Origin of the sequence: Labrys monachus (assembly GCF_030814655.1) — a bacterium.
Classification (GTDB): domain Bacteria; phylum Pseudomonadota; class Alphaproteobacteria; order Rhizobiales; family Labraceae; genus Labrys; species Labrys monacha.
In genome coordinates this window covers 4,337,508-4,354,351 of sequence record NZ_JAUSVK010000001.1, presented here as the reverse complement: position 1 = coordinate 4,354,351, position 16,844 = coordinate 4,337,508, and the positions used below count along the sequence as shown (strand labels likewise).

Genomic DNA, 16,844 nt, shown 5'->3' with positions numbered 1-16,844 from the left:
CCTTTTCCCTTGAGGAGCGCCACTCCGGTGGCGGTGGTCCCATGTCCGAATCCGCTCTCACATCCGAATCCTATGTCATCGAAATTGCCGGCTCGGCCGTCGGTATCGTCGTGCGCGAGGCCCAGGCCCGCCGCTTTGCCTTCCATGCCGCCAGCCGCCGCTTCGGGCGCTACAACGGCATGACCTTCGCGGGACCCCGCGATGCCGAGCGCTACCTGTCCGGCCAGCTTGCCCGGCGTCTCCATTCGCTGCTCGAGGAGATGGTGGCGTGAACGCGCCGGTGCGATTCGAGGCGGCGTCGCTGCCGCTGCCCGCCGCCGAACCGATCGTGCGTTTCGACGGCGTCTGCCGGCTCTTCGCGGCGCGCCGGGGCAGCCCCGCCGTCCGCGCGATCGACGACCTCACGCTCGACGTCGCGCCGGGCGAGATCTTCGGCGTGATCGGGCGAAGCGGCGCGGGCAAATCGACGCTGATACGCCTGATCAACGGGCTGGAGCGGCCGACATCGGGGCGCGTGCTGGTCGAAGGCGTCGATGTCGGGCCGCTCGCGGAGGCGGCGCTGCGGCCGCTGCGCCGTTCGATCGGCATGGTCTTCCAGCATTTCAACCTGCTTTCCTCGCGCAGCGTGTTCGACAATGTCGCGCTGCCCCTTGAGGTCGCCGGCGCCGGAAAGGCGGAGATCCGGCGCAGCGTCGGCGAGTTGCTCGACCTCGTCGGCCTCGCCGACAAGCGCAATCGCTACCCGGCGGAGCTGTCGGGCGGGCAGAAGCAGCGCGTCGGCATTGCCCGGGCGCTGGCGACCAGGCCGAAAATCCTGCTGGGCGACGAGGTGACCTCGGCCCTCGATCCGGAAACCACGGCCTCGATCCTGGCCTTGCTCGCCGACATCAACCGCACATTCGGCGTCACCATCGTCCTGATCACCCATGAGATTGCCGTGGTCAAGGACATCTGCCACCGGGTGGCCGTGCTCGAAGCCGGCAGGCTGATCGAGACCGGCCGCACCTTCGACGTGCTCACGCGTCCGCATCATGCCACCACCGCCAGTTTCGTGCGCAACGTCGCCGGCGTCGAATTGCCGGCCGACATCGCGCAGCGCCTGACGCACGAGCCCGGTCCCGGCCGGCAGGCGCTGCTGCGCATCACCTTCAGCGGCTCCCACGCGACGGCGCCGGTGATCAGCCGGCTGACCACCGTCCTCGGCATCGACGTCAACATTCTGGCCGGCCGCATCGATTCGATCGCCGGCGAGCCATTCGGCGCGCTGCTGGTCTCGATGCCGGGCGAGGCCGCCGTCCGGCTGGCCGCCGTCTCGGCGCTGAGGGCCCTGCAGCTCCAGGCGGAGGTGGTCGGCTATGTCGCCTGACATTCTCGCGGTCATCCTCGTCGCAACGCGCGACACCGTCGTGATGGTGGCCCTGTCGGTGCTGTTCGGCACCTTGCTGGGCCTGCCCGTCGGCGTCTTCCTCGCCACCAGCCGGCGCGGCGAGCTTCTCGCCCTGCCGGCCGTCAACGCCGTGCTCGGTGCGGTCGTCAACGCCGCCCGCTCCACGCCCTTCATCATCCTCGTGGTCGCCATCATCCCGCTGACGCGGCTGCTGGTCGGCACCTCCATCGGCACGGCCGCCGCCGTCGTGCCGCTGATGCTCGCCGCCGCGCCGTTCATCGCGCGCATCGTCGAGGGCGCCATCCGCGACGTGGACCCCGGCCTCATCGAGGCGGCGAGGGCCTTCGGGGCGACGCCGCTGCAGATCATCCGCAAGGTGCTGATCGCCGAAGCCCTGTCGGGCATCGTCCTCGGCCTCACCCTCGCGACCGTCAGCCTCATCGGCTACTCGGCCATGGTCGGGGTGGTCGGTGGCGGCGGGCTCGGCGATGTCGGGGTGCGCTACGGCTATCAGCGCTTCATGCCGGAGGTGATGGCCGTCGTCGTCGTCATCCTCATTCTTCTCGTCCAGGGGGTGCAGTCGGCGGGCGACGGCATTGCAAGAAGGTTCGACAAACGCCTCAGACACGACTGATCCCGGGGCTTCGGAGGCGCCGGCCGCCGAGTGCCCGTCATGAACCAAAGATACAGCCAGGAAATCTCGACATGACCCTCCTCTCTCCGACCCGCCGGCGCTTCGCCGGCACGGCTCTCGCCCTCGTCTTTGCTCTTGGGGCTGCCGGCTCCGCTCTCGCCGCCGATACCGTCAAGCTGGGCGTGATCGGCGGCGACGAGGAACGCATCTGGGAAGTGGCCAGGAAGGTGGCCGCCCGCGACGGCCTCGACATCGAGCTGATCACCTTCTCGGACTACGCCATTCCCAACGAGGCGCTGGCCAAGGGCGACCTCGATGCCAATGCCTTCCAGCACAAGCCCTATCTCGACAGCCAGATCGCGGCGCGCGGCTACAAGATCGTGCCGGTCGGCTACACCCTTGTCGAGCCGATCGGCTTCTACTCGAAGAAGATCAAGGCCTTCGCCGACCTGCCGGACGGCGCCTCCGTCGGCATTCCCAACGATCCCTCGAACGGCGGGCGGGCGCTCAACCTCCTCGCCGCCCACGGCCTGATCAAGCTCAAGCCGGGCACCGGCCTGCTGCCGACGGTGCTCGATGTCACCGACAATCCCAAGCATGTGGTGTTCAAGGAACTCGACGCCGCGCAGATCCCCAATCTCCTGCCGGACCTCGACGGCGCCGTCATCAACACCAATTACGCTCTCGGCGCCGGCTTCTCGCCTCAGACCGACGCGCTCGTCCAGGAAAGCCGTACCGACAACCCCTACGGCAATTTCATCGCCGTGCGCGCGGAGGACAAGGACAAGCCGGTGTTCAGGAAGCTCGTCGCCTCCTACCAGAACAAGGAAGTCGCGGACTTCATCCAGGCCCAATTCAGGGGTGCGATCCAACCCGCCTGGTGAGTGCCCGGAGCACAAGACGTCCAGGCCCCATGTTGGCACGGGTGCTCGTCGGGATGGCAGGTCGCTGTCCTATAAATATACAAAATATATAGACATTAAAGACCGGATGGGGCACCATCCTTCGAGCCATACCTCCGGGCCGCCGCAAGGAGGGGAGTCGCGATCCCGCGGCGCCCGCCAACTTCACCCGATCTCGAGTTCGAACATGAATGTCGCCGTGAAACTGCCATCCGTATCCTCGTTTTCCCTCAAGGATGCCATGCGGCAGGTCGCCGGCGGTGTGAGCGTCATCACCGCCGGCATCGGAGAGGAGAGGACGGGACTGACGGCCACCTCCGCCGTCTCGCTCTCCGTCGAGCCTCCCACCATGATCATCTGCGTCAACCGGCAGGCGTCGGCATGGCCGGTGATGCGCCGGTACCGGCATTTCTGCGTGAACGTGCTCGCCGAACACCAGCATGCCGTTGCCGACCGCTTTGCCGGGCGCGGCGGCGCCAAGGGCGTGGCCCGCTACGAGCATGCCGCCTGGCAGCCGCTCGCCACTGGCGCGCTGTCGCTGGAGGGTGCTCTCGCCTCGATCGACTGCGAGATCGAGGAATTCATCGACCGCCACAGCCATTCGATCGTGGTCGGCGCCGTGCGTGCCGTCCGTGTCACCCCGGGCCGGCCGCTCGTCTACGCCCAGGGCGGCTATGGCGGCTTTGCCGCAGCCTGACATCGAACCTGAACTCTGAACGGACCGGCTTTCCATGACCCTCTCCATCGTCCCGCCCCCTGTCTCCCCGGCGCCGGCTTTCGATCTCGATCCGCAGGCCCATGTCATCGGCTCCGACGAAGAGGCGATCGAGGTCGCCCGGGCCCTGGCGGCGGAGTTCGCCGTCGAGGCCGCGGCGCGCGATCGCGACCGCCGCCTGCCGGCCCCCGAGCTCGACCGATTCTCGAAGAGCGGCCTGTGGGGCATCACTATTCCCCGGCAATATGGTGGCGCCGGCGTCTCCTTCGTCACGCTGGCCGAGGTGATCGAGCTGATCTCGGCCGCGGACCCCTCGATCGGACAGATCCCGCAGAATCACCTGGCGGCGCTCGACGCCATCCGCGTCACCGCATCGGAAGAGCAAAAGCGCCTGTGGTTCGGCCGCGTGCTGCGCGGCTACCGGCTCGGCAACGCCTTTTCGGAGGCGAGGTCGAAGCATGTCGGCGCCTTCGAGACGACGCTGGCGCCCGACGGGGAAGGCTTCCGCGTCAACGGCGAGAAATTCTACGCCACGGGCGCGCTCTTCGCCCATTTCATCCATATCGGCGCCGTCGACGGCGAGGGGCGGGTGCATCTGGCCATCGTTCCGCGCGATGCCGAGGGGCTCACCATCATCGACAATTGGTCGGGCTTCGGCCAGCGGACCACGGCCAGCGGCAATGTGCGGATCGACAACGTCTTCGTCGGCCCGGAGGGCGTCATCCCCGCCTATCGGGGCGGCGAGATCCCGTCCAGCAACGGCGCGGTGTCGCAGATCATCCAGGCGGCGGTCGACGCCGGCATCGCCCGCGGAGCGATCGAGGAGACCATCAGCTTCGTGCGCAGCCATGTCAGGCCGTGGATCGACAGCGGCCAGGAGCACGGTTACGAGGATGTCTTCACCATCGCGCAGGTCGGCGACCTCAAGGTGAAGCTGCATGCCGCCGAAGCGCTGCTGGAACAAGCCGGACGCGCCATCGACGCCCTCGTCGCCGATCCGACCGAGGAAGGCACCACCGCCGCCGCCATCGCCGTGGCCCAGGCCAAGGTGCTGACGACCGAGATCGCCATCCTCGCCACCAACCGTCTGCATGAACTGGGCGGCACGCGTTCGACGCTCGGCCAGTACAATCTGGACCGGCATTGGCGCAATGCGCGCACGCATACGCTGCACGATCCCGTGCGCTGGAAATATTTCCACGTCGGCAACCACGCGCTGAACGGCGTGGATCCGCCCCGGCACGCCTGGAGCTGACGGGCAGGCATCCTGCCCGCCGGTTCCGTCCGGTGCCACCATCTTCGAAGAGCGGACAGCATGTCCGCGCTCCCAGGAGCATTCCATGTCCATCGCCGTTGCCGCCCTTCCTCTCGACGCCGCGCCCGAGCGCATCCTCGCCTTCCGGGCGCCGCCGCCGAGGGCCGGCCGGGCCCATGTCATCAAGGACGACGCCGAAGCGATCGCGGTCGCCCGCGACCTCGCGGCGCGGATCGCCGAGACGGCGATCGAGCGCGATCGCGAACGGCGCCTTCCCTATGAGGAGCTCGACTGGCTCTCGGATGCCGGACTCTTCGCCATCACCGTGCCGAAGGCCTATGGCGGCGCCGACGTCTCCTCGGGCACGCTGGCGGAAGTGATCGCCATCCTGTCCGCGGCGGACGGGTCGATCGGCCAGATCCCGCAGAACCATTTCTTCATCCTGCATGCGCTGGGGCTGGAAGGTAGCGAGGAGCAGAAGCGCTTCTTCTATGGCCGCATCCTCTCGGGCGAGCGCGTCGGCAATGCCCTGTCCGAGCTCGGGACCAAGACGGCGCAGGATCACAATACCAGGCTGAGCCGCGACGGGGCGGGACTGCGCCTCGACGGCAGGAAGTTCTATTGCACCGGCGCGCTCTTCGCCCATTGGGTGGCGGTGGTCGCCAATGACGACGAGGGGCGTTCGACCATCTCCTTCGTGCCGCGCGAGACGCCGGGCCTCACCGTCGTCGACGACTGGTCCGGCTTCGGCCAGCGTGTCACCGGCTCCGGCACGACCGTGATCGAGAATGTCGAGGTCCATCCCTTCTCGGTGATTTCCCTGCGCGCCGTCTTCGACCGGCCGACATCGATGGGCCCGGTCGCGCAGATCATGCATGCGGCGGTCGAGGCGGGCATCGCCCGCGCGGCGCTCGCCGAGACGATACGCTACGTCAAGGCCCATGCCCGGCCGTGGAAGGACAGCGGCCTCGAGCACGGCTACGAGGATCCCTACACCATCGCCCAGATCGGCGAGGTGAAGATCCGCGTCGCCGCTTCCGACGCCCTGCTGGCGCGCGCGGGACGCTATGCCGACATCGCGGTGGCCGATCCCACCGTCGAGACGGTGGCGGCCGCCTCCGTGGCGGTGGCCGAAGCCAAGGTCGCCTCGACGGAAGCCTCGCTCCTCGCCGCGAGCAAGCTCATCGAACTCGCCGGTTCCCGGGCGACGCAGCAGCAGTTCGGCCTCGACCGCTTCTGGCGCAACGCACGCACCCACAGCGTCCACGATCCGGTCCGCTGGAAGTACCGCGCCATCGGCGACTACTGGCTCAACGGCATCAACCCGCCGCGCCACGGCGCGATATGACGGCCAGCCCCCGCTCGCAGATTTCGGACCCCGGCGACGCCGCGACTTCGTCGGGAAGGCTCTTCACCCCACGAGACGAACCATGACCCAAGACCTCGATCTGCCCCCGCCCGCCAAGGAAACAGACGTCCTGTGGTTCCTGCCGACCCACGGCGACGGCCGCTATCTCGGCAGCGAGATCGGCGCGCGCCATGTCTCGCTCGGCTATCTCTCGCAGATCGCCAGGGCTGCCGACGAACTCGGCTATTTCGGCGTGCTGCTGCCGACCGGCCGCTCATGCGAGGATTCCTGGGTGATCGCCTCGGCGATGGTGCCGCTGACCAAGCGCCTGCGCTTCCTGGTCGCCGTCCGGCCCGGCCTGACGGAGCCCTCCTTCGCCGCACGCTCCGCCGCGACCCTCGACCGCCTGTCGGACGGGCGCCTGCTCGTCAACGTCGTCAGCGGCGGCGATCCCGCCGAGCTGCGGGGCGACGGCGTCTTCCTCGACCATTCGGAGCGCTATGAGGAGACGGACGAATTCCTCACCATCTGGCGCGCGCTGATGCAGGGCGGCAAAGTCAACTTCCAGGGCAAGCACCTGCGCATCGAGGACGGCCTGCTGCTCTATCCCCCCGTCAGCCGGCCCTATCCGCCGCTTTATTTCGGCGGATCCTCGGCGGCGGGCAACGAGGTCGCCGCCAAGCATGTCGACGTCTACCTCACCTGGGGTGAGCCGCCCGCCCAGGTCGCCGAGAAGATCGCCAACGCCAAGGCGGTCGCGGCGCGGCAGGGGCGGACGCTCTCCTTCGGCATCCGCCTGCACGTCATCGTCCGCGAGACCTCCGCCGAGGCGTGGCGCGCGGCGGATGACCTCATCTCCAAGCTCGACGACGACACCATCGCCACGGCGCAGAAGGCCTTTGCGCGCATGGATTCGGTGGGGCAGAGCCGCATGCGCGCGCTCCATGGCGGCAAGCGCGACAAGCTCGAGGTCAGCCCGAATCTGTGGGCGGGCGTCGGTCTCGTGCGCGGCGGGGCCGGAACGGCGCTCGTCGGCAATCCCGACGAGGTGGCCGAGCGCATGAAGGAATATATGGCGCTCGGCATCGACCGGTTCATCCTGTCGGGCTATCCTCATCTCGAAGAGTGCTACCGTTTCGCGGAACTCGTCTTTCCGAAGCTGCCGCTGAAGAAGACGACAGGCAACGACCTGGGGCCGGCAAGGAATGCCGGGCCGTTCGGCGAGATCATCGCCAATGTCGTCGCTCCCTCCCATCGCAAGGCCGCCGCAGCCGGCTGAGCGACAGGCCGGCCGCCGGGCCGGTCCCGCCATTCCGTCCCCCGTGCAATGCCGGCCCTCGGGCCGGCACATTCGTCATGTGTCCCCATGTCCAAGCCCATCCGTTTCAACGCCTTCGAGATGAACTGCGTGGCGCACCAGTCTCCCGGGCTGTGGCGACATCCGCGCGACCGCTCCAGGGACTACAAGCGGCTCGATTACTGGATCGATCTATCCAGAACTCTCGAGCGCGGCCTGTTCGACGGCCTGTTCCTCGCCGACGTGCTGGGCGTCTACGACGTTTTCGGCGGGGGGCCGGAGGCGGCGCTGCGCCACGGCACGCAGATCCCCGTCAACGATCCGCTGCTGCTGGTGCCGGCCATGGCGGCCGCGACGCGTCATCTCGGCTTCGGCGTCACCGTCAACCTCTCCTTCGAGCCGCCCTATGGCTTTGCCCGGCGCATGTCGACGCTTGATCACCTGACCGAAGGCCGCATCGGCTGGAACATCGTCACCGGCTATCTCGACAGCGCGGCCAAGGCGGCGGGACGGGCGCGGCAGACGGCCCATGACGACCGCTACGCCGTCGCCGAGGACTATATGGCGGCCGTCTACAAATTATGGGAAGGCAGCTGGGCGGACGACGCCGTCCTTGCCGATGCCGCGGCGGGCGTGTTCGCCGATCCCGCCGGGGTACGCAGGATCGAGCATCGCGGCCCGCATTTCCAGATCGATGCCCTCCATCTTTCGGAGCCCTCGCCCCAGCGCACGCCCGTCCTCTACCAGGCCGGCACCTCGCCGGCCGGGCGCGACTTCGCGGCGCGGCACGCCGAATGCATCTTCATGTCCGGACCGAGCCGCAAGGTGATCGCGCCGCGCGTAGCGGCCATCCGCGCGGCGGCAGCCCGGCTGGGACGCCCGCCGGACGCCATCTTGATGTTCTCCCTGCTCACCGTCATCGTCGCCGCGACCGACGAGGAAGCGCAGGCGCGGCACGACGAATACCGGGCCTATGCCGACCATGAGGGTGCGCTGACGCTGATGTCCGGCTGGACCGGCATCGACTTTTCGAAGCTCGATCCGGACGCCGTCGTCCAGCATGTCGAGAACGACGCCGGGCGCAGCGCCCTGGAGAACATCACCCGCGCCGATCCCGACCGCGTCTGGACCGTGCGGCAGGTGGCCGAACACGTCTCGATCGGCGGCATCGGCCCGGTGGTCGTCGGCTCGCCCGGGACCGTCGCCGATGAACTGGAGCGCTGGGTGGACGAGACGGGCATCGACGGGTTCAATCTCGCCTTCGCCGTTCGTCCCGAGACGTTCCGCGATGTGGCCGACCACCTCGTGCCGGAGCTGCAGCGGCGCGGCCGCTACCGGACGTCCTACGCCGAGGGGACATTGCGCGAGAAGCTCTTCGGGCGTTCGGCCCGGTTGCCCGGGGAGCATGCCGGCGCCGCCTATCGCTGGGCGCGCCCGGCCCTATAGCGGCGCCATGCCTATGGCTATCGGGAAATTTGACACTATTTAATAAACTAAGTGGAGTTGTAAGCGAGCGATTCGAGGGATGCATGCTGACCAAGAAGGGCAAATACGGCCTCAAGGCGATGGTGCATCTGGCGGGGGCCGAGCCCGGCAAGCCCATTCTGGTCTCCGACATCGCGGAGCAGAACGATATCCCCAAGAAGTTCCTCGACACCATTCTGGGTGAATTGAAGAATGCGGGTTTCCTGCATTCCAAGAAAGGCAAGGGCGGGGGCTATGTGCTGGGCCGGCCGGCCAGCGAAATCCGCGTCGGCCATATCGTGCGCGTCCTCGACGGACCGCTCGCGCCGATTCCCTGCGCGAGCCGCACCGCCTATCAGCGCTGCGACGACTGTACCAACGAGGACCAATGCGCCGTCCGGCTGATGATGCTGGAAGTGCGCCAGGCGATCTCGACCGTGCTCGACAACCGCAGCCTCGCCGAGATGCGCGCGCTCGCCGACCTCGACGACCTCACCTACATGTATCACATCTGACCGGGGCCGCGGCCGGCCTGCCCGCGCCGCCGGTCACACTTGCCGGGCCGCGGCCAGCACGCCTTGCGAGGCGATGGCGCGGTAGGCGCGCTTCAGCGCGGTCGTGAATGCGGCGTTGCGCGGCAGGTCGTCGCCGAACACGAAGGAGAGGCCGAGAAACGCGTCGACCACCTCGTCCGGCGCCGCCTGTTGCTGGTCGGGCTGGCCGGTCCAGGCCTGGAAGGTCGGGTCGTTGAGGGGAAGGGGCCGCCCCTGCTCGTCCTTTCCGCCGCAGGACCGGATCCAGGCGGCGACGGCGAATATCAGCGTTCCGCAGGGCAGGCCGCGGGCCAGGCATTCGCGGATCGGATAGACGATGCGCGGCGTCAGCTTCTGGGAGGCGTCGCTGGCGAGCTGCGCCGTGCGGTGATGCAGCGACCTGTTGCCGTAGCGGGCCAGGAGCTGCCGCGTATAGGCGAACGCCCGGTCGGCCGGGATCGACAGCGTCGGAATGACTTCCCGCCAATGGCGCTCGACGAGGGTGAGGACGCCGGGATCGGCAATGCAGCGGGAGACGGTGTCGAAGCCGGCGAGCCGGCCGACCGCGCCCATGCAGGTATGGGTGCCGTTCAGCAGGCGCAGCTTCATATGTTCGAAAGGCTGGACATCGTCGACGAATTCGACGCCGCTATCCTCGAATCGGGGCCGTCCGGCGACGAAGCGATCCTCCACCACCCATTGCGTGAAGGGTTCGGTCAGCACCGGCCAGGCATCCTCCCTGCCGAGCGCCGCGGCGATGGCGCGCCGGTCCTCGTCGGTGGTGGCGGGGACGATCCGGTCGACCATCGAGGACGGGCAGGGGATTTCGGCGGCGATGTAGTCGGCGAGATCCCTGCTGCGCTCGGCGGCGAAGCCGGTGAGAAGGCGGCGGAGCGTCTTGCCGTTCTGCGGGAGGTTGTCGCAGGAGAGCACGGTGAAGGGAGGCGCGCCGGCCCGGCGGCGCCGATCGATCGCCTCGGCGAGCAGGCCGAGGGCGGAGCGCGGCATCTGCGGATGAGCGAGGTCGTGCACGATGTCCGGGTGGTCCAGCTTGAGGCTGCCGGTCCCGAGGTCGACCGCATAGCCCTTCTCGGTGATGGTGAGGCTGACGATGCGGATGGCGGGATCGCTCAGGCGCTCGATCAGCCGGGCCGGCGATTCCGGAGCGACGAGGATATCGAGGATCGAGCCGACGACGCGCAACTGCTCGCTGTCGCTGTCGCGGATGGAGAGGGTGTAGAGGCCGTCCTGCGGCGCCAGCGCATCGCGCGTGTCGGCGCTGCGCAGCGAGGCGCCGACGATGCCCCATCCGGTTTCGCCCTGTGCCAGGCGATCCTCGACATAGACCGCCTGATGGGAGCGGTGGAAGGCGCCGAGGCCCAGATGCACGATGCCGGCCGTGACGGCCGAGCGGTCATAGGAAGGGCGGAGGACGGAAGGCGGAAGCCCGGCAAGGGCGGCGTTGGAAAGACGCATCGATCGAGGTGCCTGCTTGGAGTCGGATGGCGCGGCCATCGCCTGTCATTCCCCAGTTCGCCGCCGGGCGCAACCGCCCCGCGGCGAACCGGCTCTATTCCACGACATAGGGTCCATATTCGTCGGGCAATTGCTTGAGGATGGTGAAGGCCATGTCGAGATGATAGTCGAGCTGTTGGATCGCCCTGTCGATTTGGCGGGCATCGAGGGCATCGAGGATGGCCAGATGCTCCCGCACCACCACGGGCAGGCGGTCCGGCTTGCCGAACAGGCGCACGAAGCGGGCGAGGCGGGCTTTTGCCTGCAGCACGGTCGCCCAGACGCCCTCGCGTTCGGCGAAGCCGGCGAAGGCCTGGTGGAAATGCTCGTCCTCGCGGAAGAAGAGATTGCCGTCGCCGGCCTCGATCGCCTGGCGCTGCACCTCGATGATGGCGCGGGCGTGAGCGCTTTTCTCCGGGCTCCATTTCGTCGCGGCCTCGCGCAGCAGCGCGATCTCCAGATTCTTGCGGACGAAATGGCTGTCGTTGATCTCGGCGAGCCGAATCGGGGAGACGAAGCTGCCCTGCTGGGGATAGACGTCGACGAGGCCGTCCTCGCTGAGGCGGACCACGGCCGAGCGCACGGGCGTGCGCGAGACGCCGAAATGGCGGCAGATGCGGTTTTCGCTGATCGACGTGCCGGGCAGCAATTGCACCGAGACGATCGCCTCCTTCAGCGCGTCGTAGATCTGGTCGGCCACGGGATGCTTGCGGTTGATGTCGACGGCAAATCCGAGACCGTCCGAGCCCGGTGCAGTGACGGTCTTGTCGGCGTCGTCATCCGGGGTTTTCAGTGTCACAGCGGACATCGCGGCGCCGGCCTCCCTGAAAGCGCATATCGAACAAGGGGGTAGGGGTATCTTTTGATTCTGGCTCCGAGCCGACGGAACCGATTTTCCCAAACGCCCTACAATCACCGTTGCATGTTTCTGCCTTGGATACTAGTGTCCAGCATGTCCGCGGGCCGGCTGCAACAGGTCTGCGCAGGAACAAAACACAGGATTGGAAACGCATGTTCGGTCGACGTCACATCATCGCCTGCGCCGCGGCAGCTGCGCTTCTCGCCGGCGCCCTTCCGGCGCTCGCCGCGAACGATTCCAAGATCGCCCTCGTCCCGGGAGGCCCGCATCCCTACTTCGCCGCCTGGGAGCAGGCCGGCAAGGACGCCGCCAAGGATTTCGGCCTCGGCGCTGCGGACTACAAGGTCCCGCAGAAATGGGAACTGAGCACGCAGAACGATCTGCTCGAAAGCCTGGTGACCCAGGGCTACAACGCCTTTCTGATCTTCCCGGGCGACCCGGTCGGCTCGGTGTCGACGGCCAATGAGCTCGCCGACACCGGCGCGCCGGTCATCGCGCTCGCCGGCTGCCTCAAGGATCCGTCCAAGGCCGCCTTCTGCCTCGGCACCGATACCGGCAACTCGGCCTATCTCGGCGCCAAGCAGCTGTTCAAGGCTTTGGGCGGCAAGAAGCGCATCGCGCATTTCACCGGCTTCCTCGTCGATCCCAACACGCAGCTGCGCATCGACGCCGTCGAGCGCGCCGCGAAGGAAGAGGGCGGCCAGGTCGTGCAGGTGATCGCCGACATCGATGCCCCCGAACCGGCGGAAGAGAAGATCAACGCCTATCTCGCGGCCCATGCCGGCGAGGTCGACGGCATCATCTCCACCGCCTGGGTGCCGTCGGTGGTGGCCGCCAACGCCCTGCGCAAGATCGGCGACAAGCGCATCAAGATGGTCGCCATCGACCACGACCAGGTCGTGCTGCAGGCGATCAAGGACGGCTTCGTCACCGGCACCATGCTGCAGAATCCCTACGGCCAGGGCTATATCGGCTCCTTCGCCGCCGACAAGCTGCGCAATGGCTGCACCGTGAAGGCGGATGCGCCCTTCAAGACCAACGCCCTGACCAACAAGTTCATCGATTCCGGCACCGTCTTCGTCGACGCGTCCGGCGTGGACAACTACATCTCCTACATGCAGGGCATCACCAAGACGCTGCTGGCCGATTTCCAGAAGACCTATCTGGTCTGCAAGTGAGACCCTGACGCATCCGGGATGCGGCCGGTTCCGCATCCCGCCTGCCCGTGCCGTGGCGGCGACCCCGCCGCGGCTTCGCCCGTGACGACGATGTACAACGCGTTGCTTCAGTCCGTTGAAGCGTGCGCCCCTCCCAAGGGACGATGAGGCCGCCTATGCATGGTGACGATACGAGTGCGGCGGCGCCGGCCCCGACTGCCGCGAAGCCGGTGCGGAGCGGCTCGATCCGGTTCTATCTGACGAACGAGTTCGGTCTCGTCGTCCTGATCGCGGTCTTCGCCGGCATCTTCGGGCTGATGACCGACGGCCGGTTCTTCTCCACCTTCAACCAGTTCACGCTCGGCCGCGTCGCAGCGGTCAACATCATGGTCGGCTTCTCGATGATGGTGGTCATCGTGACGGGCGGGCTCAACCTCGCCGTCGGCGCCATCGGCGTGTGCTCGGCGATGGTCTTCGGCTTCCTCGCCCAGGTCGGCGGGCTGCCCTGGCCGGCGGCTGTCGTCGGCGCCATCGCGACGGGCGCCTTGCTCGGCTGGGTCAACGGCTTCGTCATCGTGCGCTCCGGCCTGCACAGCTTCATCATCACGCTCGCCAGCATGAGCATCTTCTTCGGCCTGATGCTCTATCTCACCAAGGCCGAATCCTATCGCGGCATCCCGCCGGACTTTTCCGAATTCGGGCGGGCGCGGCTGTTCGGCGTGGTGTCGCCGATGCTCGTCGTGGCCTTCGCAGCGGGCGTGCTGCTCGTCCTGCTCTACCGCTACACGGTGATCGGCCGCGAGATGCTGGCTGCCGGCGCACGTCCAGAGGCGGCCGAGCTGTCGGGCGTGCGGGTCGGCCGGATCTTCATCCTCTGCCACATGCTGTCGGGGGCCATCGCCGCGGCAACGGCCCTGCTGGTGGTCGCGCGCACCGGCGCGGCGATCCCCTCCATGGCGGGGCAGCTCGGCCAGGACTGGCTCCTGCTCGCCTTCCTCGGCCCGGTGCTGGGCGGAACGCTCCTCAGCGGCGGACGGGTGTCGGTGATCGGCACGCTGCTCGGCGCCATCCTGGTGACGATGCTGACCAACGGGCTCAACCTGCTGCAGATCGGCGAGTTCTGGGTCCAGGCCTGCCTCGGCATCCTCCTTCTCCTGGCCGTGCTGATCGACCTGATGCGGCGTTCCTATCTCGCTCACCGGAGGATGGTGTGATGCGCCGCACGATGCAGACGGACTGGTTCGGCCCGCTGGCGATCACCATCCTGGCGATGGCGATCATCAGCTTCTTCAATCCTGCCTTCCTGTCGCCGCTGAACATCCAGGTGCTGCTGCTGGCGATCACCGTCAACATGCTGATCGCCTTCTCGCAGATGATCATCATCGCCATCGGGCAGATGAATCTGGCGGTCGGCGCCATCGGGGGCCTGGCGGCGATCTCCTTTGCCGGCATGATGCAGGTCTGGGGCCTGTCGCCACCGGTTGCGGCCGTGCTGGCCGCGCTCATCGGCCTCGGCGCCGGCATCATCAACGGCTGCTTCATCGCCGGCACCGGCATCTCCGCCTTCGTCATCACCCTCGCCACCCTCTCGGTCTTCAAGGGCATCAATCTCGGCATCACCCGGGCCCAGCCCTTCTACGGCGTGCCGCAGAGCGTCAAGGATTTCGGCAACACCACCTTCCTCGGGCCGCTGCCCTGGTTCGTGCTTCCGGCCGCCCTGGTGTTCGGGCTGGTGTGGTACATGCTCAACCGGCTGCCGCTCGGGCGTTTCATCCTCGCCGTCGGCGGCAATGCGCACGCGGCCGAACTGTCCGGCATTTCGGTGCCCCGCACGGTGATCTCGGCCCATGCGATCTCCGGCCTGCTCGCGGCTCTCGCGGGGATCGCGCTGGTGGCGCGCCTGCAGATCGGACAGCCCACCATCGGCGACGACTGGCTGATCCTGTCCTTCGCCGCGCCGGTGATCGGCGGGGCTGTGCTGGCCGGCGGGCATGTCTCGACGGTCGCGACGCTGCTCGGCGTCGTCATCGTCGCCATCATCACCCAGGCCCTGGTGCTCTTCCACATCGACCCGCTGCTGGTGCAGGTGGTGCTCGGCGGGCTCATCCTGTGGGCCGTGGGCATGAACCGCTGGCGTGAAGTCCGGGTCTCCCGCAGCCTCAAGAGGATCTGAGCCATGCCGGATACCAAGGGCGAAATCGTGTTCCAGGCGCGCGGCGTCAGCAAGTTCTTTCCCGGCGTGAAGGCGCTGGAAGGCGTGTCCATCTCGCTCACCAAGGGATCGATCCATGCCCTGCTCGGCGAGAACGGCGCGGGCAAGTCGACCCTCATCAAGCTGATCACCGGCGTGCTGAGGCCGGACGAGGGCGAACTGCTCGTCGACGGCAAGCCGGTGACGCTGCTCTCCACCCGGGACGCCATCGCCATGGGCATCGGCGTGGTGCATCAGGAGCGCAACCTGATCACGCGCTTCTCGGTGGGCGAGAACATCATGCTGGAGCGCCTCGGCGCGCATTTGTTCAAGCCGATCGACTATGCCGGCATCAACGCCGAGGCGCGCCGCTGGCTCGACGTGCTCGGTCTCGACATCGATCCCTCGACGCCGGTCTCGCAGCTCAGCGTCGCCAAGATGCAGCTCGTCGAGATCGCCAAGGCGCTGTCGCTGCGCTCGCGCGTGCTGCTGCTCGACGAGCCCACGGCCTCGCTCACCCCGCACGAGACGGTGGCGCTGTTCGCCCTCCTGAAGAAGCTCAGGGACGAAGGGGTCAGCATGCTGTTCGTCAGCCACAAGCTGGAGGAGGTGCAGGAGATCTGCGACCAGGTCACGGTGCTGCGCGACGGGCGCAACGCCTGCGACAGCCGTCCGATGGCCGGGCTCGGCCGCCAGGACCTCGTGCGGCTGATGATCGGCCGCAGCGAGCAGATCCCCGATTGGAAGCCGCGCGACCATGCGGGCGCCCCGCCGGTGCTGGAACTGGAGGGCGTGGCGACGCCGCTCGGGCACCGCGACATCGACCTCACCGTCCGGCGCGGCGAGATCGTCGGGCTCTACGGGCTGGTGGGAGCGGGCCGGACGGAACTCGCCAAATCCATCATGGGCCAATACCCCGCGACCGCAGGCACCATCAAGCTGGAAGGCCGGCCGGTGCAGGTGACGAGCGTCGGCCAGGCCATCCACACCCATCGCATCGGCTATGTCAGCGAGGATCGCAAGCAGGAGGGCCTCATCCTGCTGCATTCGGTGCTCGACAATGCCGGCATCACCATCTGGCGGAAGCTGGCGCGCTTCGGCCTGCTCACCGACCGCAAGGTGCGGGCGGCCGCCGAGCCCCACATCCGCAAGCTCGAAGTGCGCACGCCCTCGCTCCAGCAGACCGTCGGCAATCTTTCCGGCGGCAACCAGCAGAAGATCAGCGTCGCCAAATGGCTGGCCGCCGGGGTCAAGCTCCTGATCGTCGACGAGCCCTCGGTAGGCATCGACATCAAGACCAAGGCCTATCTGCATGAATTGCTGCGCGAGCTCTCGGACACCGGCACCGCCATCCTGCTGATCACCAGCGACATGCCGGAAATGATCGCCCTGGCGGACCGCATCGTGGTGATGAACGATTATCGCCTGGCGGGCGGGCTGCACAACAGCCGGGACTATGACAGCATGAGCGAAGGCATCATGAACCTCATCCACAAGGTGGATGCGGCCTGAAGCGCCGCTCACGATAGCCGATCGACAAACGAGGCGCGGACCCCCTCCTTGGCGCGGCGATATCCATGCTATGCC

At 67.6% G+C, this 16,844-nt stretch carries 16 protein-coding genes; 14 read left to right on the top strand and 2 right to left on the bottom strand.

The genetic code is table 11. From position 1 onward, the window contains the following. The first annotated feature begins 41 nt into the window (after window positions 1-41). The 10 genes from J3R73_RS19905 to J3R73_RS19860 all read left to right on the top strand — a co-directional run bounded on the left by J3R73_RS19905 (window position 42) and on the right by J3R73_RS19860 (window position 9,517). On the top strand, window positions 42-272 hold the full coding sequence (locus J3R73_RS19905; protein ID WP_307430782.1) for a hypothetical protein: 231 nt from the start codon (window positions 42-44) through the stop codon (window positions 270-272). Next, a complete protein-coding gene (locus J3R73_RS19900) occupies window positions 269-1,366 on the top strand; it encodes a methionine ABC transporter ATP-binding protein (protein WP_307430779.1) in 1,098 nt (365 codons plus the stop codon). Before J3R73_RS19905 ends, J3R73_RS19900 begins: the two co-directional genes overlap by 4 nt. Further along, window positions 1,356-2,021: a methionine ABC transporter permease gene (locus J3R73_RS19895; protein WP_307430777.1), complete on the top strand. Its 666-nt coding sequence runs from the start codon at window positions 1,356-1,358 to the stop codon at window positions 2,019-2,021. Before J3R73_RS19900 ends, J3R73_RS19895 begins: the two co-directional genes overlap by 11 nt. A 71-nt stretch (window positions 2,022-2,092) precedes the next feature. Continuing rightward, a complete protein-coding gene (locus tag J3R73_RS19890; protein WP_307430774.1) occupies window positions 2,093-2,905 on the top strand; it encodes a MetQ/NlpA family ABC transporter substrate-binding protein in 813 nt (270 codons plus the stop codon). A 217-nt stretch (window positions 2,906-3,122) separates the two neighbouring features. Further along, window positions 3,123-3,620 carry a flavin reductase family protein gene (locus J3R73_RS19885; protein WP_307430771.1) on the top strand — a complete coding sequence of 166 codons (498 nt, stop codon included), beginning with the start codon at window positions 3,123-3,125 and terminating at the stop codon, window positions 3,618-3,620. Between the two features lie 34 nt (window positions 3,621-3,654). Then, window positions 3,655-4,893, top strand: a complete 1,239-nt coding sequence (locus J3R73_RS19880; protein WP_307430768.1) for an SfnB family sulfur acquisition oxidoreductase — start codon at window positions 3,655-3,657, stop codon at window positions 4,891-4,893. Window positions 4,894-4,978: 85 nt separating this feature from the next. After that, window positions 4,979-6,241 (top strand): SfnB family sulfur acquisition oxidoreductase, encoded by a 1,263-nt coding sequence (locus J3R73_RS19875; protein ID WP_307430765.1) that lies wholly within the window; start codon window positions 4,979-4,981, stop codon window positions 6,239-6,241. Between the two features lie 82 nt (window positions 6,242-6,323). Continuing rightward, window positions 6,324-7,520 (top strand): FMNH2-dependent alkanesulfonate monooxygenase, encoded by a 1,197-nt coding sequence (gene ssuD / locus J3R73_RS19870; RefSeq protein WP_307430760.1) that lies wholly within the window; start codon window positions 6,324-6,326, stop codon window positions 7,518-7,520. Window positions 7,521-7,607: 87 nt separating this feature from the next. Next, a complete protein-coding gene (locus J3R73_RS19865) occupies window positions 7,608-8,984 on the top strand; it encodes an LLM class flavin-dependent oxidoreductase (RefSeq protein WP_307430757.1) in 1,377 nt (458 codons plus the stop codon). An 83-nt stretch (window positions 8,985-9,067) separates the two neighbouring features. Beyond that, window positions 9,068-9,517 carry an RrF2 family transcriptional regulator gene (locus tag J3R73_RS19860; protein ID WP_307430753.1) on the top strand — a complete coding sequence of 150 codons (450 nt, stop codon included), beginning with the start codon at window positions 9,068-9,070 and terminating at the stop codon, window positions 9,515-9,517. 33 nt (window positions 9,518-9,550) lie between these two features. Here the strand turns inward: J3R73_RS19860 and J3R73_RS19855 are convergent, their stop codons facing one another. Both J3R73_RS19855 and J3R73_RS19850 read right to left on the bottom strand, forming a co-directional pair. Then, a complete protein-coding gene (locus tag J3R73_RS19855) occupies window positions 9,551-11,011 on the bottom strand; it encodes a mannitol dehydrogenase family protein (RefSeq protein ID WP_307430750.1) in 1,461 nt (486 codons plus the stop codon). 94 nt (window positions 11,012-11,105) lie between these two features. Beyond that, the gene (locus J3R73_RS19850) at window positions 11,106-11,858 is read right to left on the bottom strand and encodes a GntR family transcriptional regulator (RefSeq protein ID WP_307430748.1); all 753 of its coding nucleotides are present in this window, start codon (window positions 11,856-11,858) and stop codon (window positions 11,106-11,108) included. A 203-nt stretch (window positions 11,859-12,061) separates the two neighbouring features. On the opposite strand from J3R73_RS19850, the gene J3R73_RS19845 reads away from it, so the two are divergent. The 4 genes from J3R73_RS19845 (at window position 12,062) to J3R73_RS19830 (ending at window position 16,769) form a co-directional block, all read left to right on the top strand. Continuing rightward, the gene (locus tag J3R73_RS19845; protein ID WP_307430745.1) at window positions 12,062-13,087 is read left to right on the top strand and encodes a sugar ABC transporter substrate-binding protein; all 1,026 of its coding nucleotides are present in this window, start codon (window positions 12,062-12,064) and stop codon (window positions 13,085-13,087) included. 155 nt (window positions 13,088-13,242) lie between these two features. Next, the gene (locus tag J3R73_RS19840; protein ID WP_307430741.1) at window positions 13,243-14,280 is read left to right on the top strand and encodes an ABC transporter permease; all 1,038 of its coding nucleotides are present in this window, start codon (window positions 13,243-13,245) and stop codon (window positions 14,278-14,280) included. Then, on the top strand, window positions 14,280-15,239 hold the full coding sequence (locus J3R73_RS19835; RefSeq protein ID WP_307430738.1) for an ABC transporter permease: 960 nt from the start codon (window positions 14,280-14,282) through the stop codon (window positions 15,237-15,239). Before J3R73_RS19840 ends, J3R73_RS19835 begins: the two co-directional genes overlap by 1 nt. Window positions 15,240-15,242: 3 nt before the next feature. Beyond that, window positions 15,243-16,769 carry a sugar ABC transporter ATP-binding protein gene (locus J3R73_RS19830; protein ID WP_307430736.1) on the top strand — a complete coding sequence of 509 codons (1,527 nt, stop codon included), beginning with the start codon at window positions 15,243-15,245 and terminating at the stop codon, window positions 16,767-16,769. The last annotated feature ends 75 nt before the right edge of the window (window positions 16,770-16,844 follow it).